Below are 24,426 nucleotides of genomic sequence, written 5' to 3'. Positions count from 1 at the left end.
AATGAGCCAAGCCGATACCCCCGTCATCGAGCTCAAGAACGTCCACAAGCGCTTCGAGCAGCGGCCTGACCTGGCCCAACGCATTCTCGCCCTGACCGGCCGTCCCATCGACCGCCGCACCGTGTACGCGGTCAACGGCGTGGACCTGTCCATCAAGCGCGGCGAAGTCGTGGGCCTGGTGGGCGAGTCCGGTTGCGGCAAGTCCACGCTGGGCCGCGTCGTGGCCGGCCTGCACCGCCAGACCGAAGGCGAGCTGCTGTACCAGGGCATGGACGCAAACCGTCTGCGCGGCGCCGACAAGCTGGCGTACACGCTGGGCGTACAGATGATCTTCCAGGACCCGCAGGCGTCGCTGAACCCGCGCCAGCGGCTGCGCCAGATCCTGGGCGAGTCGCTGAAGGTGCACAAGCTGGCGCCTCCCGACGAGATCCCCGCCCGCATCGACCAGGCGCTGACCGAAGTGGGCCTCGCCACGGAATACCGCGACCGCTTCCCGCATCAGATCTCGGGCGGTCAGCGCCAGCGCATCGGCATCGCCCGCGCGCTGATGGTGGCCCCCAAGTTCCTGGTCTGCGACGAGCCCGTTGCCGCCTTGGACGTGTCGATCCAGGCGCAGGTGATCAACCTGTTCATGGACCTGCGCGAACAGCACGGCTTCACGTACCTGTTCATCAGTCACGATCTGGGCGTGGTCAAGCACATCTCGGACCGCGTCGCGATCATGTACCTGGGCAAGATCGTCGAGATCTCGACGTCGGCCGAGATCTTCGCCCGCGCCAACCATCCGTACACGCAGGCGTTGATGGCCGAGGTGCCGGACGTGGCCCGCCGCGGCCGCAAGTTCACGCCGATCAAGGGCGAGATTCCGTCGCCGCTGAATCCGCCTTCCGGCTGCACGTTCAATCCCCGTTGTCCCCACGCGATGCCGCGCTGCCGCGAAGTCGCGCCGGCCCTGAAAGAAATCTCGGCTGGCCACTGGTCGGCCTGCCACCTGAACGAAGCGAGCGCCTGATGAAACCTTCCGACATGTCCAACGTGGACCGCATCGCCATCGAAATGGGCCATGCGGGCCGCAACGCCATCCTGTACGTGGATGAGGACCGCAACTACGACCGTCCGTTCAAGCTGCAGACCTACCGCCCCTACGGCTACACGCCGGACCGCCCGGTGGTGATCGTGCAGCACGGCGTGCTGCGCAACGGCGACGAATACCGCGACTTCTGGGTCGAAGCCGCCGACAAGCACAAGCTGCTGATCGTGGCGCTGACATTCTCGAACGAGATCTGGCCGGGCGTTGAAAGCTACAACAACGGCCGCGTATTTTCGGCGGGCGGCAATCCGCGCCACATCGATGGCTGGACGTATGCGCTGGTGGGCAACGTCATCAGGGACATGATTGCCGGCGAGATCACCGACGGACAGAACGTCTACCTGTTCGGCCACAGCGCGGGCGGCCAGTTCGTCCACCGCCTGATGAGCAGCCAGCCGCATGCGCCCTTCAAGGCGGTGACGGCGGGCAATCCCGGCTGGTACACACTGCCGACGTTCGACTATCCCTATCCCGAGGGCATGGACGGCGTGGGTCTGACCGAAGACCACCTGGTCAAGCTGCTGGCCTACCCGATGACCATCCTGGCAGGCGACAAGGACATCGAGACCAACGACCCGAACCTGCCGTCCGAACCCGCCGCCATGCGCCAAGGCCCGCACCGCTTCGCACGCGCGCAGAACTACTTCGAGTTCGGCCGCAAGGAAGCCGAGCGCCGCGGCGTGCCGTTCGGCTGGAAGCTGCAGGTGGTGCCCGGCATCGGCCACGACGGCCGCGCCATGTCGGCCGTCTGCGCGAGCCTCTGGTTCGACGGCAAGATGCCCGACGACGCCGAACTCGCCCGCCTGGCCGGCCAGCAGGTCGCCTGAACCCCTTTCCCATCGCTGAACCCCGATATCGCCATGTCCAACACCCAGAGCACTGAACAGATCGTCGCCGGCATCCAGAGCTGGCTGCAATGCGAGTCGCCGTCGAACTTCCCCGACGGCATTGCCGCGATGGCGCGCATCATCGCCGACTACGCGGCCGCAGCCGGCCTGACCGTTGAGCTGTCGTCGCTGGGCCCCACGACGGGGCCGCTGCTGTACGCGACCAACCGCGCCCCCGGCGACACGCGTCCGGGCATCCTGATCCTGGCGCACATGGACACGGTGCATCCGGTGGGCACGCTGCTGGAAAACCCCGTGCGCATCGACGGCGACCGTCTCTACGGCCCGGGCAGCTATGACATGAAGGCGGGCATCTACCTGGCGCTGACGGCCCTGGCCGGCGTGGCGCGTCCGGGCGCTACGCAACTGCCGGTGGACTTCCTGGTGGTTCCCGACGAAGAAACGGGCAGCCACGCCTCGCGCCCGCACATCGAACGCTTCGCCGCGAACGCGAAGTACGCGCTGGTCTGCGAACCTGCCCGCCCCAACGGCGGCAAGTGCGTGACGGCGCGCAAGGGCACGGGCATGCTGAACCTGAACGTCAAGGGCCGCCCCGCCCACGCAGGCATGCAGCACGAGAAGGGCCGCAGCGCGATTCGCGAAATGGCCCACCAGGTGCTGGCGCTGGAAGCCATGACCGACTACGACCGCGGCATCACCGTCAGCGTGGGCACGATCGCCGGCGGCACCGTCACCAACACGGTGCCGGCCCTGTGCCGCTGCGTCGTCGACTTCCGCGTGCCCGACATGGGCGCCGCCGAAGACGTGCTGCGCCGCATGCGCGAACTGTGCGCGGTGGGTCCGGACGTTGAACTGGACATCGACGTCGAACTGAACCGGCCCCCGATGGTCAAGACGGAAGAAGCCGCTGCATTGCTGGCATTGGTGCAAGGTTTCGCGGACCGCGCGGGCTTCCTGCTTGAAGACGCGCCGATGACGGGTGGCGGCAGCGACGCCAACTTCACGTCGGCAATGGGTATTCCGACGCTGGATGGTCTCGGCGCGGATGGAGATGGGGCGCATACGCTGAACGAGTATGTGCTGGTGTCTACGTTGGAGCAGCGGTTGAAGTTTTGGGAATTGCTGCTGCGGGATTTGGCTTGAAGGTTTGGTTTTTTGGATGTTGTTGGTGGGGTTGATGGGGGTTGATGTCGCGCGGGGGGGGGAGTTCTTTTGACGCCCGGCGCGGCGTGGGCCTGGGGTGGGCGGGGCTCCGATTGCGGTCCGGAGCCTTCGCTCCGGACTTCCCCGTGCTCAACCTCGTCCGCCTTCGGCTCCCTTCGGTTTCCGCCGGGCGCATCTAAACGCCCCGCCCACCCCAGGCCCACGCCACACCGGGCTCTGCGGTTGAATCTTTACGGGCGGCGGGGCGAGTCGGGTTCTTGAGGTTCTTGCACGCAGTCGTTTGGAAGAGAAGCGTCTTGCGGTGCCCGTCCCCGTTCGGCCGCGCGGGCGGCCTCCGGGGACTTACGCGGCGTCTTGCGTCGTAGCGATGACGCTTCGCGCGTGGCTGCGCCTGCCCCTGGTGTCTGACACCCTGGCGAGATTCCCGTCATACCAAGTGCGTCTCCCTAGGGTGTCAGACACCGGCAGCAGCAAACGCGCTGGGCACGTTCAGGCAGAGACGCCAATAACCGTCACTTGAACCCCAGTGCCCGATGGGCGGCGCGTACGGGTCGGCAAGCTGTGGCGACCCGTCGCCGCGCCGCCCATCACCGCCCCTCCCCCCGTGACGGCGGCCCATTAGCTAACAACCCTCTGCCAGCGCGCAAGCGCACACCGCCACGACGTCCCACCGACCCGATGCCGATTGCCGCCGCCCGGGCGGCAGCAATTCGGCGGCCCCGCAAATCCCCTTCCCTGACCACAGGTCTTACAGCGCCACATACCAAAGACCCTCGCAGCACGGCGTCGCGGGCACCGTGGGTGCGAGCGCCGTCGATGCGCCCGAGGGAATCTGAAGGGAAGGCCGAAGGCCTGGACGAAGATGACGAAGGGGCAGTCCGAAGCGAAGGCTCCGGACCGCAATCGTGGGCGATCGTGCCCACGGTGACCGCGGCGTCGGGCGACCTACGAAGACCGTCGCAACCCACATCCGTAGACAAAAGCGCCACCAACCAAATACCACCAGCATCCACCCCCATTCGCCTAGAATGTCGCCCACCAAAATCGCCATCAATCGTCACCCGTCATGTCCGCCCCCCCCACAAGCGCCATCGCCTACGGCCTGGCAACGTTAGCCGCCGACGGCACCATCCTAGACACCTGGTATCCGCGGCCCTCGCTCGCCGATAACGCCCCGCCCACGGGAACGCGTCACTTAACGCCGGAAGAAGCGCGCGCCGCCCTCGGCGAGCACGTTGCCACCGCGCTCGTCCGGGACACCCGCCGCAAGGTGGATATCGTCGCCGTGCGGACCGCGATTGCGTCGCTGGATGAGCCGCCCGTCGATGCGCACGATGCCTATCTGCGGCTGCATCTGCTCAGCCATCGGCTCATCCGGCCGCACGGCGCCAATCTGGATGGGTTGTTTGGGGTGCTGGCCAACGTCGCGTGGACCTCGGCGGGGCCTTGTGCGGTGGAACAGGTGGACGCGTTGCGCTGGCACCTGCGCGCCACCGGGCAGGTGCTGGAAATTCGCGGCGTGGACAAGATCCCGCGCATGACCGATTACGTCGTGGCGAGCGGCGTGCGCATCGCGGACACGGCGCGTGTGCGGCTGGGCGCGCACCTGTCGCCGGGCACCACCGTGCTGCATGAAGGGTTTTGCAATTTCAACGCTGGCACGCTGGGTGCGTCCATGGTCGAAGGCCGCATCAGCGCGGGCGTGATCGTGGACGATGGCACTGACATCGGCGGCGGCGCGTCGATCATGGGCACCATGTCGGGCGGCGGCAAGCAGGTGGTGTCGATTGGCAAGCGTTGCCTGCTGGGCGCCAATTCCGGCCTGGGCATTTCGCTGGGCGATGACTGCGTGGTCGAAGCCGGCTGCTATGTCACGGCCGGCACGCGGGTGCTGACGCCGGAAGGGGCCGTCGTGAAGGCGGTGTCGCTGGCGGGCCAGCATGGGCTGCTGTTCCGCCGCAACTCGCAGACGGGCGCGGTGGAGGCGCTGGTGCGCACCGCGGCCTGGGGCACGTTGAATCCTGCCCTGCATTCGGGGCATTGAATGAATCATGGCCGCCCCCCGGCGGCCATATCTTGCGAAGCGTGGCGCGATCGGCTTGCCGGGCCGGCGCCCGGCGTCAGGCGTATTGCGCCGTCTGCCCCAACCGGTCGTAGACCAGGTTTACAAAGAGGTCGGAACTCAGGATGTTCGCGACACGGCACGTGAAGACCGTCTCGCCGTTGTCGTCCTGCAGGGTGACCGTGTCGGTCCAATCGTCCAGATCGATGGGCTGCAGCGACTCGTAGGGCCACGTGGCGCCGTCGATATGCAGGCCTTGCGCGGACAGGGACAGCTCGCGCGTTTTAAGGTCGGGGAAGGCGCCGCCCGCGATATAGCGGAACGCGACGCGCGCGCCTTGCGCCTGCAGCGCTTCCAGCACCGGCAGGCGCTGCGCCACGTACTGCGCGCGGAAGGCGTCCATGAAGGCGGGGAAATCGTCGACGCCGTCGGCGGTGGTCCAAGCGCCTTGCGGGGCGCTGCGAAACGCCAGGCTGTCGGCGGGAGCCGCGGCCGCGTCCGGGCGGCTGGCGTACAGGCAGAGGTCGTGGATGTCCGCGAACGCGGTGTAGCAGCGGGCGCCGCCTTCCTGGGCGACTACGCCTTTTTCGTGCAATTCAAAGCAATCCGGGGCGCGCCCCGTGCGCGTAAACACCGCGAATGCGTCTATGGCCTGCGGGGTTTGGCTATCTGTCATGCAACTTCCTGATTGGATTGGGGTGCTCTCGCGGCCCAGGACGTCGCAATGTCTTGCGAGCCGTATTCTCGCCCATATGCGAAATACGTGCTTGATGACCCCAATTCCCGCACTTTCGACGCAGATCACTCGCCCGGCGGAATCGGCGCAAACCGGAAGTGCTGCACGTTGCCGCGTCCCGCGATGATCGCCGTGGACTCGGGCACCTCTTCCCAGACGCCCGCCATGTCCGACAGGGGCTCGGACAGCAGCAGGAAGGCGTCGTCGTCCATGGCGGCGATCTGCGCGTTGTCGGGATAGAGTTCGCGCAGGTGGCGCACGCAGGTGTTGTGAAACAGCGTGCGCGAGTCGCTTTCGCTGGAATAGCGCACGGCGATGAGACGTTCGCCGTCCAACGCGCACACCGTCATGTTGATGGGATGCGCCACGCCGTGACGCCGGCCGGCTTCCTCGACGGCGCCCACCATGCGGGCGATGGCCGCGATGGGATCGTCGTCCAGGCCGAACGTAAGGGCCAAGAGAAACATCACCTCGGAATCCGTGGAGCCTTCCAGCGACCCGAAATAGCCGGGCGCGATCATCAGCATCAGATCGCGCCGCAACAGCGGATAGTCGCGGATGAGGCCGTTGTGCACGAACAGCCAGTGCCCGTGGCGGAAGGGGTGGCAGTTGGTTTCCTGCGCGGGGGTATCGGTGGCGGCGCGGATGTGCGCGACGAAAAGCGGCGCATGGATGGCGCGCGCCGCCTCGCGCAGGTTGCGGTCGTTCCAGGCGGGATGCACGCTGCGGTAGCGAAAGGGTGGCTCGGCGGGCCGGCCTTCGATGGCGCGGCTGTACCACCCCAGCCCGAACCCGTCCCCGTTCGTGGTGGTGGCGCCCAGGCGCGAATGCAGGCTCTGCTCGATGAGCGAGTGCTTGGCCTTGAACAGCACGCTCTCCATCTGCAGGGGACTACCGGTATAAGCCAGCCAACGGCACATGATGCGCTCCTTCGATCCGGACAGGCCAGTGTAGGAGCGAGGCAGGGCTTTCTTCAAGCCCGCGCCGCCGGCCCTATTTGTTCAGCAGCGCCTTCAGCATGGCCATGCGCTCCTTGGGGCTCATGGCGGCCGTCGCGTCGTCTTCCTGGATGCGCACGTCGCCCAGTCCCATCTCCTCGATGAAGCGGGAGGGCTCGCGCACCAGGTCTTCGCGCGCACGGCGGCGGCGCTTGCACCAGCTCAGGTGCAGGCTGCGCTGCGCGCGCGTGATGCCGACATACATCAGTCGCCGTTCTTCCTGGATGCGGGTGGCCAGGTTTTCGGCGGCACGCGCCGGGTCGCCGACTTCGTCGTCCTTGCCCAGGTGAGGCAGCAGGCCTTCTTCGACGCCCGCCAGGTACACGTGCGGATACTCCAGGCCCTTGGAGGCGTGCAGCGTCGACATCTTCACGGCGTCGGGTTCTTCTTCCTCGCCACGCTCCAGCATGGTGACCAAGGCGACATGCTGCACCAGGTCAAAGAGCGTCATGTTGTCTTCCTCGGCCTTGCGCTTGAGCCAGCCGGTCAGCTCGAGCACGTTCTGCCAGCGCGTCTGCGCGGGCCGTTCCTCGAAGAGCTCGAACAGGTGGCGCTCGTACTGAATGGCTTCGAGCAGGTCGTCGAGAATCGCGCCGGCCGGTTCCGCGGGCGCCGCGTCCTTGCCCGAGGCCGCGCCGCGGCCGGCGCGCCACTGCATGCGGCGGATGAATTCGGCAAACGTGCGCAGCTGTTCAAGCTGGCGGGGCCCGAGCACGCTTTCGAGGCCGGTCTCGGCCACGGCGGCAAGCAGCGACAGTTCCCGGCTGGCCGCGTACTGGCCCAGCGCCTGCAGCGTGGCCTGGCCGATGCCGCGCTTGGGCGTGGTTGCCGCGCGGATGAAGGCAGGATCGTCGTCGTCGTTGGCCAGCACGCGCAGATACGCCAGGATGTCGCGCACTTCCGCCTTGTCGAAAAAGCTCTGGCCCCCGGAAATCGTGTACGGGATCTTCAGGTTGCGCAGCGCCTGTTCCAGGATGCGCGACTGATGATTGCTGCGGTACAGGATGGCGAAATCCTTCCACTGGGCCTGGCGTTCAAAGCGTGCCGCCGACACCTTCATGGCGATGGACTCGGCCTCCTGTTCCTCGCCATCCATGGCCGCCACCGTGATGGGTTCGCCCACGCCCAGCTCGGACCACAGTTTTTTCTCGAAGAGCTTGGGGTTCTTTTCGATGACCTGGTTGGCCGCCGCCAGGATGCGCTGCACCGAGCGGTAGTTCTGCTCAAGCTTGATGAGCTTGATGTTGGGGTAGTCGGTAGTCAGCTTGGCCAGGTTCTCGATGGTGGCGCCGCGCCAGGCATAGATGGCCTGGTCATCGTCGCCCACCGCGGTGAACATGGCGCGCGGGCCCGTCAGCAATTGCACCAGCCGGTACTGGCACACGTTGGTGTCCTGGTACTCATCGACCAGCAGGTAGCGCACGCGGTTCTGCCAGCGGGTGCGCACTTCTTCGTTGCTGGCCAGCAGCTGCGCGGGAATGCGGATCAGGTCGTCGAAGTCGACGGCCTGATAGGCGGCCAGCGTGGCGGCATAGCTGCGATAGACGTTGGCGGCTTCGACGTCGCCCGGGGTGATGGCTTCACGCGCGGCGTCGTCCGGCTCCATCAGCGCGTTCTTCCACAGCGAGATGATGCCCTGCACGTGGCGCAGGCGGGCCTTGTCGGTGGTCGCCAGCAGTTCCTGGATGATCGACATGGCGTCGTCGGCATCCAGGATGGAGAACGTGGGCTTCAGGCCGGCGTTGCGCGCTTCTTCGCGCAGCATCTTCACGCCCAGCGAGTGAAAGGTGCTGATGATCAGGCCCTTGGACAGCTTGCGGTCCACCAGCGTCTTCACGCGCTCGTCCATTTCGCGCGCGGCCTTGTTGGTGAAGGTCAGCGCCACCACGTTGCGGCCCATGTAGCCGCATTCGCGCAGCAGATACGCGATCTTCTGCGTGATGACGCGCGTCTTGCCGCTGCCGGCGCCCGCCAGGACCAGGCAGGGGCCGTCCAGGTAAAGCGTCGCCTCCCGCTGCGCGGGATTCATGCCGTGGCCAATCGGTTCGCTTGCGGACATTGGAGATTCAGATCGTCATGCGTCGCGGCGGCCATGCCAGGACAGCCGGCAAGCAAGGGGCCTGCCGCTGCCCGTCAATGGGCCGGAAAAACGCGAGAAAAAGGGGACGGGCGCAGCCGCCGCAGCGGGTCTGCCGCGCCGGTGCGATAGAGGAAGACGATCATAGAACAATCGGGTCGATGGCGCATCGGCGGGTGGCCGTAGAAGCGCCCCGCGTGGCCGCAGGTGCGCCAACACCGGAGCATCGTCGCAGCGGCGAACTGTTGCCGCAGCGCCCTATCGCCCGAGCGTCCCGCTTCACCGCCGATCAGATTTCCAGCGGATCGACTTCCAGTTGCCAGCGCACGCGCGCCTCGTTGGCCAGATAAGGCAGGTGGTGCGACCACGAAGCCAGAAACGCCTGCAGGGCCGGCCGGCTGCTGCTTTCAGCCAGCAGTTGGGCCCGCTCGATGTTGGCCACGCGGACCACGCGCAGCGGCACGGGGTCATACAGCATGATCGCGTCCATGCCCGGAAAATCAACGGCCCACTCGCCCTCGGGCAGCACGCGCGCCTGCTCCAGGAACGCCTGGGCCACCTTGAGCTCGCGCGCTTCGGCGGTCAGCAGCGCCTGATAAACGAAGGGCGGAAGCCCGGTGCTTTCGCGCTCGTGCAGCGCGTGGCGCGCGAATCCGGCGTAATCGTGGCGCAGCAGGGCCTGGTACACCGGCTGCTCGGGGTAGCCGGTCTGAATCAGGACTTCTCCGTTGCCCTGGTGGCGGCCCGCGCGGCCAGCCACCTGCATCAGTTGCGCAAAGAGGCGCTCGGGCGCGCGGAAATCATGGGCGAACAGCATCGAATCCGCGTTCAGCACGCCCACCAGTCCCAGCCGCGCAAAGTCGTGGCCCTTGGCCACCATCTGCGTGCCCACCAGAATGTCGACCTCGCCGGCGTGCACGGACGCGAACAGCGCCTCGGCACTGCCCTTCTTGCGTGTGCTGTCGGCGTCGATGCGCAGGATGCGCGCCTCGGGAAAGAGTTCGGCCAGGTGTTCCTCGACACGCTGGGTGCCGCGGCCCATCGGCGCCAAGTCCTGGTCGCCGCATTCGGGGCAGGCGCGCGGCACGGGAGCCTGGTAACCGCAGTGATGGCACTGCAGGCGATGGCCGCGGCCATCGGTGCGATGCAGCACGGTAAAGGCCGTGCAGCGCGGGCAGTTGCTGACCCAGGCGCAGGACTGGCAGTGCAGGACGGGCGAATAGCCGCGCCGGTTCAGGAAGATCAGCACCTGTTCCTTGCGCTCGAGCCGCTGGCCGATGGCCTCGACGAGCTGCGGCGACAGGCCTTGCTTCATTTGCAGGCGGCGCGTGTCCACCAGCCGGATCTTGGGCAGTTCGCTGGATCGGGCGCGGCCCGGCAGCGTCAGGCGCAGGTAGCGGCCGCGCTCGGCGTGCTGCCAGGTCTCCAGCGACGGCGTGGCCGAGCCCAGCACGACCGGGATGTTCAGATCATGAGCGCGCCACACGGCCAGGTCGCGCGCCGAATAACGCAGTCCGTCCTGCTGCTTGTAGGACGCATCGTGTTCTTCGTCGACCACGATCAGCCCCAGCTGCGTCAGCGGCGCGAAGATCGACATGCGCGTGCCCAGCAGCATGCGGGCTTGTCCGCGATGGGCGCGGGTCCAGGCCTGCAGCCGCTCGCCGTCGGACAGGCCGCTGTGCATGACCGCCAGCCCCTCGGATCCGACCAGCGACTCCAGGCGCGCCCGCAGCGCGGCCTCAAGCTGCGGCGTCAGGTTGATTTCCGGGACAAGCAACAGCACCTGCCGCCCCGCCGCCAGGACCTGTTCGGCGGCACGCAGGTAGACCTCGGTCTTGCCGCTTCCCGTCACGCCATGCAGCAGCACCGGCTTGAATCCGTCCAGCGCGGCAATGGCTTGCACCGCGGCTTCCTGCGCGTCATTCAGCGCGGGCGGCTGGTCGGGCGTGGCCGGCGCGCGCACGGTCTTGCGCTTGCGCGCATCCATGCGCGCCACGGGCCCTTCCCCGGACCGCTTGCCCTGATAGGACGTGGGCTTGCGCAGCGGCGGCGGCAGCGTGGGCAGCATCACCTCACCCAGGGGCCGCTGATAGTAGTCGGCGGCAAAGCGCGCCATGCGCAACCACGCCTCGTCGAACGGCGGCAGATCGTCCAGCACCGCCTCGATGGGCCGGATCTGTTTGGGCTCGAAAGAAGGTTCGGCGGGATTGTCGACGACCACCCCAATCATCTTGCGCCGGCCGAACGGAACGATCACCCGCAGGCCCACGGCGATCGGCGCATCGCTGCGGTAATCAAACGGGCCGGGCAACGGCACGTCCAGCGCGACGCGAACCCAGCACACCGCTGAGGAGTCGGGCTTTACTTGCGCGTCAGGCAGGGAATCGGGGGACATTCATCTACTGAAATAGGATTAGCCGAAAGGATGAGAAGCGCCAGGCGCGGCATGGGACGATTGTCGCCTGCCCGGACGTCATTGATCCACCGACGCCTGTGGATAACTTTGGGGAAAAGGCAAGAGCAACATCGGAAAATGGAATATGGCAAGAATGCACAAACTATTGCATCCCTGTTGATAAGCGACATTTTCCGATATAAAACAGGCACTTGAGGCCGGTTTCAAGAATGTAAGCCAGCTTGGGAAGGGTTTTCCCCGAGGCCGAATTTATTGTGCACAAGTCGCCTTCGCGGCCTGCTTGCTTCGGCCCTTGGGGCCGAAGCGTTCACTTACTTACGCGTGCAGGGCGCGGCTGTGTTGGTGGACTTCATCGACCAATTCAGCTACCGCTTCTGGCGGAGTGAAGCGGGAAATGCCATGCCCCAGATTGAACACATGGCCGCCCTTGCCCACCGGTCCAAACGCGTCCAGCACCCGGCGCGCCTCTTTGCGGATGGCGCTGGCGCCACCAAAGAGCGCCATCGGATCCAGGTTGCCCTGGAACGCAACCGAATCCCCGGTGCGCCGGCGGGCCGCCGCCAGGTCCACCGTCCAGTCCAGGCCCACGGCATCGCTGCCACAGGCCGCGATATCTTCAAGCCATTGGCCGCCGCCCTTCGTGAACACGATGACGGGCACGCGCCGGCCTTCGTGCTCGCGGGTCAGTCCCGCCACGACCTTCTTCGTGTAGGCCAGCGAGAACTGCTGAAAGAGGCCATCGGCCAGCACACCGCCCCAGCTGTCGAACAGCATGACGGCCTGAGCGCCCGCGGCGATCTGGCCATTCAGGTATTGCAGGGTGGCTTCGGCGTTGATCTCGAGGATGCGATGAAGCAGATCCGGGCGCGAGTACAGCAGGGTCTTGATGAGGCGGTAGTCGTCGCTGCCCTTGCCTTCAACCATGTAGCAGGCGATGGTCCAGGGGCTGCCGGCAAAACCGATCAGCGGCACCTTGCCGTCAAGATCGCGCCGGATGGTGCTGACCGCGTCGAACACGTAGCGCAGCTTGTCCATGTCGGGCACCGCCAGGCGCGCGACGTCCTCTTCGGTGCGGATGGGATGCGCAAACCGCGGGCCTTCGCCTTCGGCGAAGTCCAGCCCCAGACCCATCGCGTGCGGCACGGTCAGGATGTCCGAGAACAGGATGGCCGCGTCCAGGTCATAGCGTTCCAACGGCTGCAGCGTGACTTCCGAGGCAAAGTCCGGATTCTGCGCCAGGCCCATGAACGAGCCCGCACGCGCGCGCGTCTCACGGTACTCGGGCAGATAGCGGCCCGCCTGGCGCATCAGCCAGATGGGGGTATATGGCACTGGTTCGCGCATCAGGGCGCGCAAGAACACATCGTTCTTCAAACGGGGAGCGGACACGGCTAACCTCGATGATCGGAAGCCGTGAGTTTACTTCCCCTGGCTGACAAGGCGCGCCGCGCCCTGTTCAGCGGGGTTGCGCGCGCGCAATGGGCGGCGGCCGGGGGACGGGTTGGCGCCGATGCCGCCTCAGGCGCATTCGTGCAGCCGCGCGGCCGCCTGCGCGGCCTGGCGGTACGGCGCGGCTTCTATCCCGTGTTTGCGCATCAGCGCCCAGAAGGCCCGCCGGTGCTTGGCGCACGCGCGCGCTGCCTGGGCCACGTTGCCCCCGTGGCGCGACAGCGCATGGCGGATGTATTCGCGCTCGAATCCGTTCACAACCTGCGCCTTTGCCGCGCGAAAGGTCTCTGGCGCGCCCCGGCGGTATTGGTGGCGCATGCTGCTCAAGGCGTGTTCGATGACATCGACGGCCACCCTGGGCCGCGCGGACGCCGCGTGGTGCCCGACAGACGGGTGGTGCGCATGAGGCGCATGACGCCCGAGCAATGCGTGGGAAGCGTGATGCGAGAGCGGCGCGCGCTCAAGCTCGCCGGCGTCGGAGAAGCGTTGCCCGGCGAGCGCTGACGCGCCGCCCGTCGGCGCGTCAGCGCTCAGATAGCTGGCCTGGCGCTCATGGACCCCGCCCGTCGCGCCGGCGCCCGGCCAGGCGCTGCGGCGGGCAAGGCGAACCAGCCTTACGCGCAGGCTTTCCAGGCACACCGGCTGGCCGATGAAATCGGCCGCGCCCAAGCTGAGCAGATCGAGAATCGCTGGCGCCTTCACGTCGTGGATCAGCAGCAGAATGGGGGTGGAGAGCGTGCTGCGGGCTTGCTGCAGGGCCATGCGGGCCCACGCCAGCGACCCCGGCGCCACGGGCAGGATGCAGGCGTCGTAACGCCGCAGCGACAGCGACTGCCGGGCGAGGGAGTCCGGCGGCGGCGCCAGGGACACCGCATGCAGCCGCACGCGCGTCACCCTGCCCTGATGGCCTGCGACCCAGGCGCCCATCGTCGTTTCATGATCGGGCGCCATCAGCACCCCGCAATCCAGCACGTCTCGCATGCCTTCCTCGTTTGCATCGCAAAACTGAAGGCTACTGTTGCAACACCGCCGCGACTATTCGTAGTGAACGCATTGCGGCTGGCCGTGACGGGGCGTCCGCATGGGTTTCGCAGTTTCGCACCCCCATGAAAAAAGCGGCCCGGGGGCCGCTTCTTTCGTGTCCGGGGCAAGCCCGGAGAACCGCGTTGCCGCTTAGTGCGAGCGGCCGCCTTGGCGCAGCTTGCGCGCCGCGATGGCTTGTGCAGCCAGCATGGCGAGCTCGGCTTCGACGACAGCGATGTCAGCCTTGTCCTTGGCGTTGGCCAGGGCCAGTTCGGCCTTCTGGCGCGCTTCCAGGGCGCGGGCTTCGTCGAGGTCGGCGGCACGGATAGCCGTGTCGGCCAGAACCGTCACGCTGCCCGGCTGAACTTCCAGGATACCCCCGGCGACGAAGATGTTTTCCTCGCCTTGGTCGGCACGAACGATCTTGACCGTTCCGGGGCGTATGCGCGAGATCAGCGGGGTGTGGCCGGGCAGAATGCCCAGTTCACCCGACTCGCCAGGCAGAACCACGAACTTCGCCTCACCGGTGAAGATCGCTTCCTCTGCGCTGACCACATCCACATGCAGGGTAGCCATATCGGTTCCTTATTGCAGTTTCTTGGCCTTCTCGAAGGCCTCGTCGATCGAACCGACCATGTAGAACGCCTGTTCCGGCAGGGCATCGCACTCGCCGTTGACGATCATCTTGAAACCACGGATGGTTTCGGCCAGCGGAACGTACTTGCCGGGCGAACCGGTGAACACTTCGGCGACGTGGAACGGCTGCGACAGGAAGCGCTGGATCTTACGCGCGCGGGCCACGGCCTGCTTGTCTTCCGGCGACAGTTCGTCCATGCCCAGAATCGCGATGATGTCGCGCAGTTCCTTGTAGCGCTGCAGCGTCTGCTGCACGCCACGGGCCACGGCGTAGTGCTCTTCGCCGACGACTTGCGGGTCGAGCTGACGGCTGGACGAGTCCAGCGGGTCCACGGCCGGGTAGATACCCAGTGCGGCGATGTCACGCGACAGCACGACGGTCGAGTCCAAATGCTGGAAGGTCGTGGCAGGCGACGGGTCGGTCAAGTCGTCCGCAGGGACGTACACGGCCTGGATCGAGGTGATCGAGCCGGTCTTGGTCGAGGTGATGCGCTCTTGCAGCTTGCCCATTTCCTCGGCCAGCGTGGGCTGGTAACCCACGGCGGACGGCATACGGCCCAGCAGTGCGGACACTTCGGTACCGGCCAGCGTGTAGCGGTAGATGTTGTCCACGAAGAACAGGATGTCGCGGCCTTCGTCACGGAACTTCTCGGCCATCGTCAGGCCGGTCAGCGCCACGCGCAGACGGTTGCCGGGGGGTTCGTTCATCTGACCGAACACCATCGCGACCTTGTCCAGAACGTTCGACTCTTCCATTTCGTGGTAGAAGTCGTTGCCTTCACGGGTACGCTCACCCACGCCGGCAAACACCGACAAACCGCTGTGCTGCTTGGCGATGTTGTTGATGAGTTCCATCATGTTCACGGTCTTGCCCACGCCGGCGCCGCCGAACAGGCCGACCTTGCCGCCCTTGGCGAACGGGCACACCAAGTCAATAACCTTGATGCCGGTTTCCAGCAGTTCCACCGACGGCGACAGTTCGTCGAAACGGGGAGCGGCTTGGTGGATACCACGCTTTTCGTCGTGCTGGATCGGGCCGGCTTCGTCGATGGGACGACCCAGCACGTCCATGATGCGGCCCAGCGTGCCGGTGCCGACGGGCACCGAGATCGGGGCGCCCGTGCCGGTGACCTTCATGCCGCGGCGCAGGCCGTCGCTGGAGCCCAGCGCAATGGTACGCACCACGCCGTCGCCCAGCTGTTGCTGCACTTCCAGCGTCAGACCCTTTTCGGCGAACGAGGAACCCTCGTCGGCCAGAGTAAGCGCTTCATAGATCTTGGGCATTTGATCGCGGGGGAACTGAATATCCACCACGGCGCCGATGCACTGAACGATGGTTCCGTTGCTCATGTCGATTCCTTGCTTGATAGCTTTTGACGGGATGCTGCCTGCCTCAAACGGCGGCAGCGCCCCCTACGATTTCCGAAATTTCTTTGGTGATCGCGGCCTGACGGGTCTTGTTGTAGACCAGTTGCAGATCGCCGATGACCTTCTTGGCGTTGTCCGACGCCGCCTTCATGGCGACCATCCGGGCCGACTGCTCCGAAGCCATGTTCTCGGCCACGGCTTGGTACAGCAGGCCTTCAACGTAACGCTGCAGCAGGTCGTCGATCACGCTACGGGCGTCGGGTTCGTAGATGTAATCCCAGCTGTATTCCGACTTCACTTCCGAGGTCTTGGCCAGGCTTTCGGCGCCCGTCTGGTACGGATCTTCCAAACCGCTGGCCAGCGGCAGCAGACGCAGGAACAGGGGCTCTTGCTTCATCGTGTTGACGAAGCGGGTCGAGGCCACGTACAGCGCGTCGATACGGCCTTCCAGGTAGGCGTCCAGCTGCACCTTGATCGCGCCCAGCAGGCGGTCCAGTTGCGGCTTGTCGCCCAGTTGCACTTCCTGGGAAACCAGTTTGGCGCCGATACGGGTCAGCACACCCACGCCCTTGTTGCCGAAAGCGGTCGCTTGCACGGCGATGCCGTTTTTCTCGAACTCTTTCAGCTTGGCCAACGTCACGCGAGTGATGTTGGTGTTCAAGCCGCCGCACAAACCCTTGTCGGTCGTCACCATGACCACGCCGACCGCCTTGATTTCGCGTTCGACCAGGTACGGGTGGCTGTACTCGGGATTGGCCTGCATCAGGTGCGCAGCAATCTCGCGCACCTTGGTGGCGTACGGACGGCCAGCACGCATCCGTTCCTGCGCCTTGCGCATCTTGGATGCGGCGACCATTTCCATCGCCTTGGTGATCTTGCGCGTGTTTTGCACGCTCTTGATCTTGGTTCGGATTTCCTTAATTCCGGGCATTGCGCTTTCCTGTGAAGACTGGCCGATGGGTTCCGCTCGCGCCTCAACCATCCGGGAAGGATGGGTGAGGCGCCTTGGACGCCTAACCCATCACTTTCTTAAAAAGCACCGTGCTTCTTGAATTCCTGAACGGCGGCGGCCAGTTCGGCCTCGTCGTCCTTGGACAGTTCCTTGGTGTCTTCGATGCGCTGGATCAGGGCCGCGTGCTTGGCCTTGAGCTGATCCTTCAGCGACTTCTCGAACGACAGCACTTGGGCCACGTCCACGTCATCCAGGTAGCCGTTGTTGACCGTGTACAGCGTAACGGCCAGTTCCCACACCTGCAGCGGCTGGTATTGCGGCTGCTTGAGCAGTTCGACGACGCGCTTGCCGCGCTCGAGCTGGCGGCGGGTCGCGTCGTCCAGGTCGGAGGCGAACTGCGCGAAAGCGGCCAGTTCACGGTACTGCGCCAGGTCGGTACGGATACCGCCGGACAGCTTCTTGACGACCTTGGTCTGGGCAGCGCCACCGACGCGGGACACCGAGATACCGGCGTTGATTGCGGGGCGGACACCGGCGTTGAACAGGTCGGTTTCCAGGAAGATCTGGCCGTCGGTGATCGAGATCACGTTGGTCGGAACGAAGGCCGACACGTCGCCTGCCTGGGTTTCGATGATCGGCAGCGCGGTCAGCGAGCCGGTCTTGCCCTTGACGGCGCCTTCGGTGAACTTCTCGACGTACTCTTCGTTGACGCGAGCGGCACGCTCGAGCAGACGCGAGTGCAGGTAGAACACGTCGCCCGGGTAGGCTTCACGGCCCGGCGGACGGCGCAGCAGCAGCGAGACCTGGCGGTAGGCCCAGGCTTGCTTGGTCAGGTCGTCATAGACGATCAGGGCGTCTTCGCCGCGATCGCGGAAGTATTCGCCCATCGTGCAGCCGGCGTAGGCGGCCAGGTACTGCATGGCGGCGGAGTCGGAAGCCGAGGCGGCCACGACGATGGTGTATTCCATCGCGCCGTGTTCTTCGAGCTTGCGGACCACGTTGTTGATCGTCGACGCCTTCTGGCCGATAGCGACGTACACGCAGGTGACGCCCTTGCCCTTCTGGCTGATGATCGTGTCGACGGCCACGGCGGTCTTGCCGGTCTGGCGGTCGCCAATGATCAGTTCGCGCTGGCCACGGCCGATGGGAACCATCGAGTCGATAGCCTTGATGCCGGTTTGCAGCGGCTGCGACACCGAGCGGCGGGCGATAACGCCAGGCGCCACTTTTTCGATGATGTCGGTGGCCTTGGCGTTGACCGGACCCTTGCCGTCGATCGGCTCGCCCAGCGTGTTGACCACGCGGCCTTTCAATTCCGGACCAACCGGAACTTCCAGAATGCGGCCGGTCGTCTTGACCTGGTCGCCTTCGGAAACGCCGGTGTAGTCGCCGAGAATAACGGCGCCGACGGAATCACGCTCGAGGTTGAGCGCCAGACCGAAAACGTTGTTGGGGAATTCGAGCATTTCGCCCTGCATCACGTCCGACAGGCCGTGGATGCGGGTAATACCGTCGGTCACGGACACGACGGTGCCCTGAGTACGGACATCAGCCGAAGCGCCCAGGCCCTCGATGCGGCTCTTGAGCAGTTCGCTGATCTCGGAGGGATTGAGTTGCATATTGACTCCTGGAATCCTGTTAGTAGCCTTAAGCGGCGAGCTGATCGCGCATGCGGACCAATTGGGCTTGTACGGAAGTATCGAGCACCTGGTCGCCGACGGCCACGCGCACGCCGCCGATCAACGACGGGTCGACGGTAACGCTGGGCTTGAGCTTGAGGCCGAATTTTTGTTCGAGCGCGGCGACCAGATCCTTGACCTGGGCATCGCTCAGCTCGAACGCGCTGGTGATTTCCGCCTGCGCCGTGCCTTCGTGACGATTCCGCAGCGCGACGAATTGCGAGGCGATCTCGGGCAGCAGCAGCAGCCGGTCGTTTTCGACCAGCAGCTCGATGAAATTACGGGCGGCTTGCGGCAAATCGGCCTTGATCAGGCCGGTAAACAGTTCGACGCGCTGCTTGTCGCCCAGACGCGGATCGGCCATGGCCTCGCGCACGTCGGGGTTGGAGGCGACCTGCGACATTTCGCTGACCAGGTCGGCCCACGCCGGCAAACCGGCCTTGTCGTCGCGCGCTGCGCTGAAGAGCGCTTCAGCGTAGGGCCGGGCAACAGTGGAAAGTTCAGCCATGACGGTCCCGGATTAGAGCTGCGCGCGGAGCTGGTTCAGCAGCTCGGCGTGTGCGCGGGCGTCAACCTCGCGCTTGAGGATCTGTTCAGCACCCTTGACGGCCAGCGCGGCGACGTCGTCGCGCAACGCTTCGCGGGCGCGCTGGACTTCCTGCGCGGCATCCTGGGCAGCCTGCGCCACGATGCGGGCACGTTCGGCTTCCGCTTCGCGGCGGGCCTGCTCGATCAGGGAGGCGGCTTGCTTCTCGGCCTCGATGATGCGTGCGTGGTTTTCGGACTTGGCAGAAGCCTCGATCAGACTGACGCGCGCCTGGGCTTGAGCCAGGTCGGCTTTGCCCTTCTCGGCGGCGGCCAGGCCGTCGGCGATTTTTTGGCGGCGCTCGTCCATCGCCTTCGTCAGGGGAGGCCACACGAATTTCATCGTGAACCAGCCCAGAACGAAGAACACGAGCATCTGGAAAATGATCGTCGCGTTCAGATTCACGGTCGTTCCTTTAACACCTTTCGGCTCCGACCGCACCCGGAAAGGGGCGTCGCGGAGCACTCGATACTTTGCTGACCGGCGATGGAGCCGTTGCTCTCATCGCCGCCAGCGTCATGACCCACCTATTTGCCGGCGGGCGGTGCCTTAGCCGACGAACGGGTTGGCGAAGGCGAACAGCATGGCGATACCCACGCCGATCAGGAATGCCGCGTCGATCAGGCCAGCCAGCAGGAACATCTTCGTTTGCAGAGCGTTCATCAGTTCAGGCTGACGAGCCGAAGCTTCCAGATACTTGCCGCCCATCAGTGCGATGCCGATGCAAGCGCCGATAGCGCCCAGACCGATGATAAGACCGCAAGCGAGGGCAACGAAAGCGACGTTGGTCATGACAACTCCTTGGTTAGAAATCTGAAGTCAAAAATTGAAAAATAAGAGGTACAGCTCAATGCAAGATAATCTTGCTATCCGGTGCCGGCCGGGTGGCCGACGCCGGAAATTCGGGGGATCAGTGGCCTTCGTGAGCCTGGCCGAGATACACCAGCGTCAGCATCATGAAGATGAAGGCCTGGAGCAGAACGATCAGGATGTGGAAGATTGCCCAGATCGAGCCGGCCAGGATGTGGCCGATGCCCAAGCCGATGCTGGCGCCGTTGAAGCCGGTCCAGGCGCCGCCCAGGAGGGCGATCAGCATGAAGATCAGTTCGCCGGCGAACATGTTGCCGAACAACCGCATGCCCAGCGACACGGACTTGGCGGCGTATTCGATCAGGTTCAGCAGCAGGTTGAACGGGGCCAGCACGATGGCGCCCAGGCCATGCGCATGGAACGGCGCGGTGAACAGTTCTTTGACGAAACCGCCCGGCTTCTTGATCTTGATGCCGTAGTAGAACATCAGGAGCAGCACGCCCAGCGACATGCCCATCGGCACGTTCAGGTCGGCGGTCGGGAGAATGCGGTGGTAATAGAGGGGATCGCCGTGCTCAGCACCCAGGCCGGTCAGGCGCCAGATGGAGGGCAGCAGGTCGACGGGCAGCAGGTCCAGCGCGTTCATCAGGATGATCCAGAGGAACACGGTCAGGGCCAGCGGGGCGATGAAAAGACGGCTCTTGGCGTTGTGGACGATGCCCTTGGCCTGGTCGTCGACCATGTCGACGATCATTTCCACGAAGGCCTGGAAGCGGGAAGGAACACCGCTGGTCGCACGGCGGGCAGCGCGCCACAGGAAGAAAATGACGATCAGGCCCATCAGGCCGGACCAGAACAACGAGTCGTAATTGATGATGTCGAACTGAGCAATAGCGCTCTGTTTCTCACCGGTATTGTTCAGATGCACCAAGTGATGCTGAATATACGCGGATTGAGGCGACACGTCGCTGGCAGCAGCCATTTGAACCTATCCTATTTGCTGTATGCCCGGTCCTTGCGAACCGGACGATTCCACGATTTCGTTTGCCGCAACTTACTCGGCGCTAAGACAGCCTGCGGAACATCAGAAGCAGGAGATAGCCTTTCAGGGTGAGTATCAGGCCGAGCAACGCGGCAGGCCACACAAGCCAGTCATGCGTCACACGCGAAAGCAGCCACAACAGCAATGCCGTTGCGAACAACTTGATCAACTCACCAGAGAGAAAGGTAAAGGGACTGGCCTTGCCGGCCCGAACGCTGACAGCCAGGCGCAATGCGAACAACGCATTGGGTATGAAATACGCTCCTGCCCCCGCCAGCGCCGACCAACCTGCCGCCGCCCCTCCTACAACCCCCGCTATTACTGCTGCTGCGAGCCCCATGGCGCCTTGCGCCGCCAATGCCAACAAGAGCCCACGGCTGGCTTGAGCGTTCAGCGCCGCGCGATCCGCGTCACTGAGCACCAGAACTTCCACCACGTCCGGATCGATCGAATCCTGATCCAGACTGGGCCTCAGACCGTGGGGTCTCAGACCTTCGGGTCTTAGGCTTTCAGCCCCCGGACCTTGTCCAGGACCCTGCCCTAAACCCTGCTGTTGCTGCATGGAGTTCTGCCGCATCAAACTTCCCCGCTTAACCTGGCCCTGTGGGAACCGACGCGCTTTATGAAGCGCATGTTTCTTATCCCGCAAGCGTCAAACCCGCAGAGTATAGCTTGGTTTTTTGCACCCTAGCAAATGAACTTTCGGCCGTTTGTAAGGTGGCAACAACGCCTGCTTGCGGCGGAAAAATTGGGGACGAGCGAGCGCTCTGCCGGGGCGTGGCCGCCGGTCCCGCCTCTGCAAGAAAAGGCGCGCGGCCCCTTGTCGGAGACCGCGCGCCTTGTGCGTTCTGGCAGATGCGCGTCGGCAGCGATGCGTTCAGCAGATTCGCGCTTGCCCGAGCTTAGTCTTCCTTGACCGGCGGCGGCGCCCACTGCCCGTCCAGGGCGGTGTTCTGCGGCGAGTACAGGCGCATGCTGAGGACGAACGGACCGTCGGCGGCAGGTGTGCTCACCCAGTTGGCGCGCTTGGATTCGCCCGGATCGCGGCGCTGCACGTAGATGTCCAGCGAACCGTCGGCGTTGTACTTCAGGCCGTCGGTGCTGCGGATCACGTAGCGGTTGGCCGGATTCTCGGCAAAGCCGTACTTGCTGTTGTAGACGTGCAGCGACCAGAGCTGGGCCGGCGGCAGCTGGCCCTTGTCGAAATGCAGGACGTAGTCTTCGCTGGAATCCAGCGGACGGCCCTTGGAATCGGACACGGTCACCGGGTACAGCACGTCTTCCGGCGTGGGCGCGCCCAGACCGGCATAGGCGATGGCCGCACGGCGCGTGTAGTCGGTGCCGTAGGTGCCGATGCCCGTCAGCACCGTGTTCCAGCCGTTGATCGGGGTGGCCAGGCGCGAGACGTTGTCGGCGATGCGGCGGCCGGCCAGGGGTTGCGCGTCGGTCAACGCCTGCTGCACAGCCGGGCTCAAGCGGCCATACGAGAACGGCTGGCGGTCATCCAGGCCGATGCGACGCATGCGGTCCAGCATGGGCGTGTCGTTGGCGTGCGGCGGGTTGTTGCGCAGCGCGTCGAAGAACACGGCAAAGTACGAGGCGGCATCCATGCCCGCGACCTGCTCGGCCGGGGTGCCGTCGGGCACCGTGACGGCGGGGGCCGGCATGGGCAGGTTGCTGCCGATGGGCGCAGTGCCGATGCCCGAGCCGGTTTGCGGGTACGCGTTGCCGGCGTTGCGGCCGCGCGGCGCGGTGGCGGGCGTCACGGGGACCAGCAGCGGACGCGCGGTCATGCCGGACTGGATCTGGTTGACCGCGGCGTAGTCCTGCGGACCGCCCGCCTGCGTCCAGCCGATCAGCCAGCCCATCGAGGTCGGGCTGCGGATCACGTCGACGCCGGCCGGCACGGTGCCGTTCCAATTCGGGCCGACGATGGCGAAGGACTGCGCGCCGTTGCCATTGGTGCGCGTGCCGCGCGAGGCAAAGACGTCGCTCCACATGTCCAGCGCCGACAGCACGGTGTAGCGGCCGCCGGTGTCGGGCAGATTGATGATGAGCGGCGCGCGCGAGACGTCAAACCACAGGCTGGAGTACAGCGCGTCGGCGCTGGGCCAGGGCGTGTCGGCCGCGCGCGGATCCGGGAAGGCGGCCTTGTGGCCGAACTGGTTCATCGGCGCCTTGCCGTCCAGCGGGCTTTGCACCGCCGTGGCCTGGCGGCGCGCCAGTTCCATGAGCACCATGGGATACGCGTAGACGTAGGCATCGATGGCCGTATCGCGCAATTCCGCCTCGCTCATCCGCGGGGCGGCCTGCGGGGCGGCGTACGGCGTCTCGGAAACCAGGCGCAGCGTGGATTGCGGCGATTGAGCCTGGGCGACATTGATGAAGCAGACGCTGAGCGCGCCGGCGAGCGCAGCCGTGGTCAGCCGGCGGGTAGCGATTGGTTTACGCATGCAAGGCTCCTTCTTGATTTTGTTTGCAATCGAGCCGCCGCGCGGGATTTGCCAGTGACAGCAAACCGCTCTGGCGCGGCACCTCGGGATGACGCTCATTCAGGATAGGGCCGAAGTCTGCAACAAGGTGCTAGCCAGACGTTTCAAGGCGAAACCTGCACTTTGCGCGCAGATGGCCATGAAAAAGCGCGCCTTCATAGGGCGCGCCTGGCAATGCGTGGCCTGCGATTCGTGCAGGCGCAGTCGTAACAAGGATTAACGGTGTTTGAAGTCGGGTTTGCGCTTTTCGGTGAACGCGGCCATGCCTTCCTTCTGGTCTTCGGTGGCAAAGAGCGAATGGAACACGCGGCGTTCGAACAACAGCCCTTCGTTGAGCGAACCTTCGAAGGCGCGGTTGACGCATTCCTTGGCCATCATGACCGACGGCAGCGACATGGAGGCGATGACGGTGGCGGCGTCCATGGCTTCTTCAAGCAGCTTGTCCGCGGCAACCACGCGCGACACGAGGCCGGCGCGCTCGGCTTCCTCGGCGCCCATCATGCGGGCGGTCAGCGCCAGGTCCATGGCCTTGGCCTTGCCGACGGCGCGCGGCAGACGCTGCGTGCCGCCCGCGCCGGGGATCACGCCCAGCTTGATTTCAGGCTGGCCGAACTTGGCCGTGTCGGCCGCGATGATGATGTCGCACATCATGGCAAGCTCGCAGCCGCCGCCCAGCGCGTAGCCGGACACGGCGGCGATCACGGGCTTGCGGATGCGCTTGAGCGTTTCCCAGTTGCGCGTGATGTATTCGCTGCCGTACACGTCCATGTACGACCAGTCTTTCATGGCGCCGATGTCAGCCCCCGCCGCGAAGGCCTTTTCGCTACCGGTGATGACGACGCAGCCGATATCGGGATCGGCCTCGAATGCCAGCAGCGCGGCGCCCAGTTCGTCCATGAGCTGATCGTTCAGCGCGTTGAGCGCCTTGGGACGATTCAGCGTCAGCAGGCCGACTCGGCCCCGGGTTTCGACCAGTACAAACGACTCGCTCATGAATG

At 65.3% G+C, this 24,426-nt stretch carries 21 protein-coding genes; 4 read left to right on the top strand and 17 right to left on the bottom strand.

Annotation, left to right across the window (positions count from 1 at the left end):
* Position 1: 1 nt before the first annotated feature.
* The 4 genes from H4P35_RS01915 to dapD all read left to right on the top strand — a co-directional run bounded on the left by H4P35_RS01915 (position 2) and on the right by dapD (position 5,146).
* On the top strand, positions 2-1,012 hold the full coding sequence (locus tag H4P35_RS01915; RefSeq protein WP_180100442.1) for an ABC transporter ATP-binding protein: 1,011 nt from the start codon (positions 2-4) through the stop codon (positions 1,010-1,012).
* Complete coding sequence (locus H4P35_RS01910; RefSeq protein ID WP_056327601.1) at positions 1,012-1,917, top strand: hydrolase; 906 nt, start codon at positions 1,012-1,014, stop codon at positions 1,915-1,917. The genes H4P35_RS01915 and H4P35_RS01910 overlap by 1 nt, the downstream gene beginning before the upstream one ends.
* Positions 1,918-1,950: 33 nt before the next feature.
* On the top strand, positions 1,951-3,081 hold the full coding sequence (locus H4P35_RS01905) for a M20 family metallopeptidase (protein WP_175157398.1): 1,131 nt from the start codon (positions 1,951-1,953) through the stop codon (positions 3,079-3,081).
* A gap of 1,087 nt (positions 3,082-4,168) precedes the next feature.
* On the top strand, positions 4,169-5,146 hold the full coding sequence (dapD, locus tag H4P35_RS01900) for a 2,3,4,5-tetrahydropyridine-2,6-dicarboxylate N-succinyltransferase (RefSeq protein ID WP_226847827.1): 978 nt from the start codon (positions 4,169-4,171) through the stop codon (positions 5,144-5,146).
* A gap of 76 nt (positions 5,147-5,222) precedes the next feature.
* On the opposite strand, the gene H4P35_RS01895 is transcribed toward dapD, so the two are convergent.
* The 17 genes from H4P35_RS01895 to H4P35_RS01815 all read right to left on the bottom strand — a co-directional run bounded on the left by H4P35_RS01895 (position 5,223) and on the right by H4P35_RS01815 (position 24,421).
* On the bottom strand, positions 5,223-5,840 hold the full coding sequence (locus H4P35_RS01895) for a hypothetical protein (protein ID WP_062840111.1): 618 nt from the start codon (positions 5,838-5,840) through the stop codon (positions 5,223-5,225).
* Between the two features lie 125 nt (positions 5,841-5,965).
* A complete protein-coding gene (locus tag H4P35_RS01890; RefSeq protein WP_063955405.1) occupies positions 5,966-6,820 on the bottom strand; it encodes a class II glutamine amidotransferase in 855 nt (284 codons plus the stop codon).
* 73 nt (positions 6,821-6,893) lie between these two features.
* Positions 6,894-8,957 carry a UvrD-helicase domain-containing protein gene (locus H4P35_RS01885; protein WP_226847825.1) on the bottom strand — a complete coding sequence of 688 codons (2,064 nt, stop codon included), beginning with the start codon at positions 8,955-8,957 and terminating at the stop codon, positions 6,894-6,896.
* Positions 8,958-9,264: 307 nt separating this feature from the next.
* A complete protein-coding gene (locus tag H4P35_RS01880; RefSeq protein ID WP_226847823.1) occupies positions 9,265-11,370 on the bottom strand; it encodes a primosomal protein N' in 2,106 nt (701 codons plus the stop codon).
* 336 nt (positions 11,371-11,706) lie between these two features.
* On the bottom strand, positions 11,707-12,780 hold the full coding sequence (hemE, locus tag H4P35_RS01875; protein WP_108697056.1) for a uroporphyrinogen decarboxylase: 1,074 nt from the start codon (positions 12,778-12,780) through the stop codon (positions 11,707-11,709).
* Positions 12,781-12,909: 129 nt separating this feature from the next.
* Complete coding sequence (locus H4P35_RS01870; RefSeq protein WP_226847821.1) at positions 12,910-13,821, bottom strand: helix-turn-helix domain-containing protein; 912 nt, start codon at positions 13,819-13,821, stop codon at positions 12,910-12,912.
* 192 nt (positions 13,822-14,013) lie between these two features.
* Entirely contained in the window at positions 14,014-14,439 is a 426-nt protein-coding gene (locus H4P35_RS01865; RefSeq protein ID WP_056327609.1) for a F0F1 ATP synthase subunit epsilon, read from the bottom strand.
* Between the two features lie 9 nt (positions 14,440-14,448).
* Positions 14,449-15,849: a F0F1 ATP synthase subunit beta gene (gene atpD / locus H4P35_RS01860; RefSeq protein WP_054455184.1), complete on the bottom strand. Its 1,401-nt coding sequence runs from the start codon at positions 15,847-15,849 to the stop codon at positions 14,449-14,451.
* A gap of 43 nt (positions 15,850-15,892) precedes the next feature.
* A complete protein-coding gene (atpG, locus tag H4P35_RS01855; protein WP_008167500.1) occupies positions 15,893-16,798 on the bottom strand; it encodes a F0F1 ATP synthase subunit gamma in 906 nt (301 codons plus the stop codon).
* A 98-nt stretch (positions 16,799-16,896) separates the two neighbouring features.
* Positions 16,897-18,438 carry a F0F1 ATP synthase subunit alpha gene (atpA, locus tag H4P35_RS01850; protein WP_056327611.1) on the bottom strand — a complete coding sequence of 514 codons (1,542 nt, stop codon included), beginning with the start codon at positions 18,436-18,438 and terminating at the stop codon, positions 16,897-16,899.
* Between the two features lie 28 nt (positions 18,439-18,466).
* A complete protein-coding gene (locus H4P35_RS01845) occupies positions 18,467-19,006 on the bottom strand; it encodes a F0F1 ATP synthase subunit delta (RefSeq protein ID WP_056327612.1) in 540 nt (179 codons plus the stop codon).
* A gap of 12 nt (positions 19,007-19,018) precedes the next feature.
* Positions 19,019-19,489: a F0F1 ATP synthase subunit B gene (locus H4P35_RS01840; protein ID WP_008167494.1), complete on the bottom strand. Its 471-nt coding sequence runs from the start codon at positions 19,487-19,489 to the stop codon at positions 19,019-19,021.
* Between the two features lie 144 nt (positions 19,490-19,633).
* Entirely contained in the window at positions 19,634-19,876 is a 243-nt protein-coding gene (gene atpE / locus H4P35_RS01835; protein ID WP_003815363.1) for a F0F1 ATP synthase subunit C, read from the bottom strand.
* A 118-nt stretch (positions 19,877-19,994) separates the two neighbouring features.
* Positions 19,995-20,876: a F0F1 ATP synthase subunit A gene (gene atpB / locus H4P35_RS01830; protein WP_056327613.1), complete on the bottom strand. Its 882-nt coding sequence runs from the start codon at positions 20,874-20,876 to the stop codon at positions 19,995-19,997.
* 82 nt (positions 20,877-20,958) lie between these two features.
* Complete coding sequence (locus H4P35_RS01825) at positions 20,959-21,372, bottom strand: ATP synthase subunit I (RefSeq protein WP_063955419.1); 414 nt, start codon at positions 21,370-21,372, stop codon at positions 20,959-20,961.
* Positions 21,373-21,838: 466 nt separating this feature from the next.
* Positions 21,839-23,389 carry a DUF1254 domain-containing protein gene (locus H4P35_RS01820; RefSeq protein ID WP_056327614.1) on the bottom strand — a complete coding sequence of 517 codons (1,551 nt, stop codon included), beginning with the start codon at positions 23,387-23,389 and terminating at the stop codon, positions 21,839-21,841.
* 255 nt (positions 23,390-23,644) lie between these two features.
* The gene (locus H4P35_RS01815; RefSeq protein ID WP_226847819.1) at positions 23,645-24,421 is read right to left on the bottom strand and encodes an enoyl-CoA hydratase; all 777 of its coding nucleotides are present in this window, start codon (positions 24,419-24,421) and stop codon (positions 23,645-23,647) included.
* Positions 24,422-24,426 lie beyond the last annotated feature (5 nt).

Source organism: Achromobacter sp. 77 (assembly GCF_020541125.1).
Lineage (GTDB): Bacteria > Pseudomonadota > Gammaproteobacteria > Burkholderiales > Burkholderiaceae_B > Achromobacter > Achromobacter mucicolens.
This window is presented reverse-complemented; position numbering and strand designations above follow the sequence as displayed.

Bases quoted from the DNA above. Each gene is read 5' to 3' on its own strand.
- H4P35_RS01915 (WP_180100442.1), top strand. From the start codon at position 2: ATGAGCCAAGCCGATACCCCCGTCATCGAGCTCAAGAACGTCCACAAG.
- H4P35_RS01910 (WP_056327601.1), top strand. From the start codon at position 1,012: ATGAAACCTTCCGACATGTCCAACGTGGACCGCATCGCCATCGAAATG.
- H4P35_RS01905 (WP_175157398.1), top strand. From the start codon at position 1,951: ATGTCCAACACCCAGAGCACTGAACAGATCGTCGCCGGCATCCAGAGC.
- dapD (WP_226847827.1), top strand. From the start codon at position 4,169: ATGTCCGCCCCCCCCACAAGCGCCATCGCCTACGGCCTGGCAACGTTA.
- H4P35_RS01895 (WP_062840111.1), bottom strand. From the start codon at position 5,840: ATGACAGATAGCCAAACCCCGCAGGCCATAGACGCATTCGCGGTGTTT.
- H4P35_RS01890 (WP_063955405.1), bottom strand. From the start codon at position 6,820: ATGTGCCGTTGGCTGGCTTATACCGGTAGTCCCCTGCAGATGGAGAGC.
- H4P35_RS01885 (WP_226847825.1), bottom strand. From the start codon at position 8,957: ATGTCCGCAAGCGAACCGATTGGCCACGGCATGAATCCCGCGCAGCGG.
- H4P35_RS01880 (WP_226847823.1), bottom strand. From the start codon at position 11,370: ATGTCCCCCGATTCCCTGCCTGACGCGCAAGTAAAGCCCGACTCCTCA.
- H4P35_RS01870 (WP_226847821.1), bottom strand. From the start codon at position 13,821: ATGCGAGACGTGCTGGATTGCGGGGTGCTGATGGCGCCCGATCATGAA.
- H4P35_RS01865 (WP_056327609.1), bottom strand. From the start codon at position 14,439: ATGGCTACCCTGCATGTGGATGTGGTCAGCGCAGAGGAAGCGATCTTC.
- atpD (WP_054455184.1), bottom strand. From the start codon at position 15,849: ATGAGCAACGGAACCATCGTTCAGTGCATCGGCGCCGTGGTGGATATT.
- atpG (WP_008167500.1), bottom strand. From the start codon at position 16,798: ATGCCCGGAATTAAGGAAATCCGAACCAAGATCAAGAGCGTGCAAAAC.
- atpA (WP_056327611.1), bottom strand. From the start codon at position 18,438: ATGCAACTCAATCCCTCCGAGATCAGCGAACTGCTCAAGAGCCGCATC.
- H4P35_RS01845 (WP_056327612.1), bottom strand. From the start codon at position 19,006: ATGGCTGAACTTTCCACTGTTGCCCGGCCCTACGCTGAAGCGCTCTTC.
- atpE (WP_003815363.1), bottom strand. From the start codon at position 19,876: ATGACCAACGTCGCTTTCGTTGCCCTCGCTTGCGGTCTTATCATCGGT.
- atpB (WP_056327613.1), bottom strand. From the start codon at position 20,876: ATGGCTGCTGCCAGCGACGTGTCGCCTCAATCCGCGTATATTCAGCAT.
- H4P35_RS01820 (WP_056327614.1), bottom strand. From the start codon at position 23,389: ATGCGTAAACCAATCGCTACCCGCCGGCTGACCACGGCTGCGCTCGCC.
- H4P35_RS01815 (WP_226847819.1), bottom strand. From the start codon at position 24,421: ATGAGCGAGTCGTTTGTACTGGTCGAAACCCGGGGCCGAGTCGGCCTG.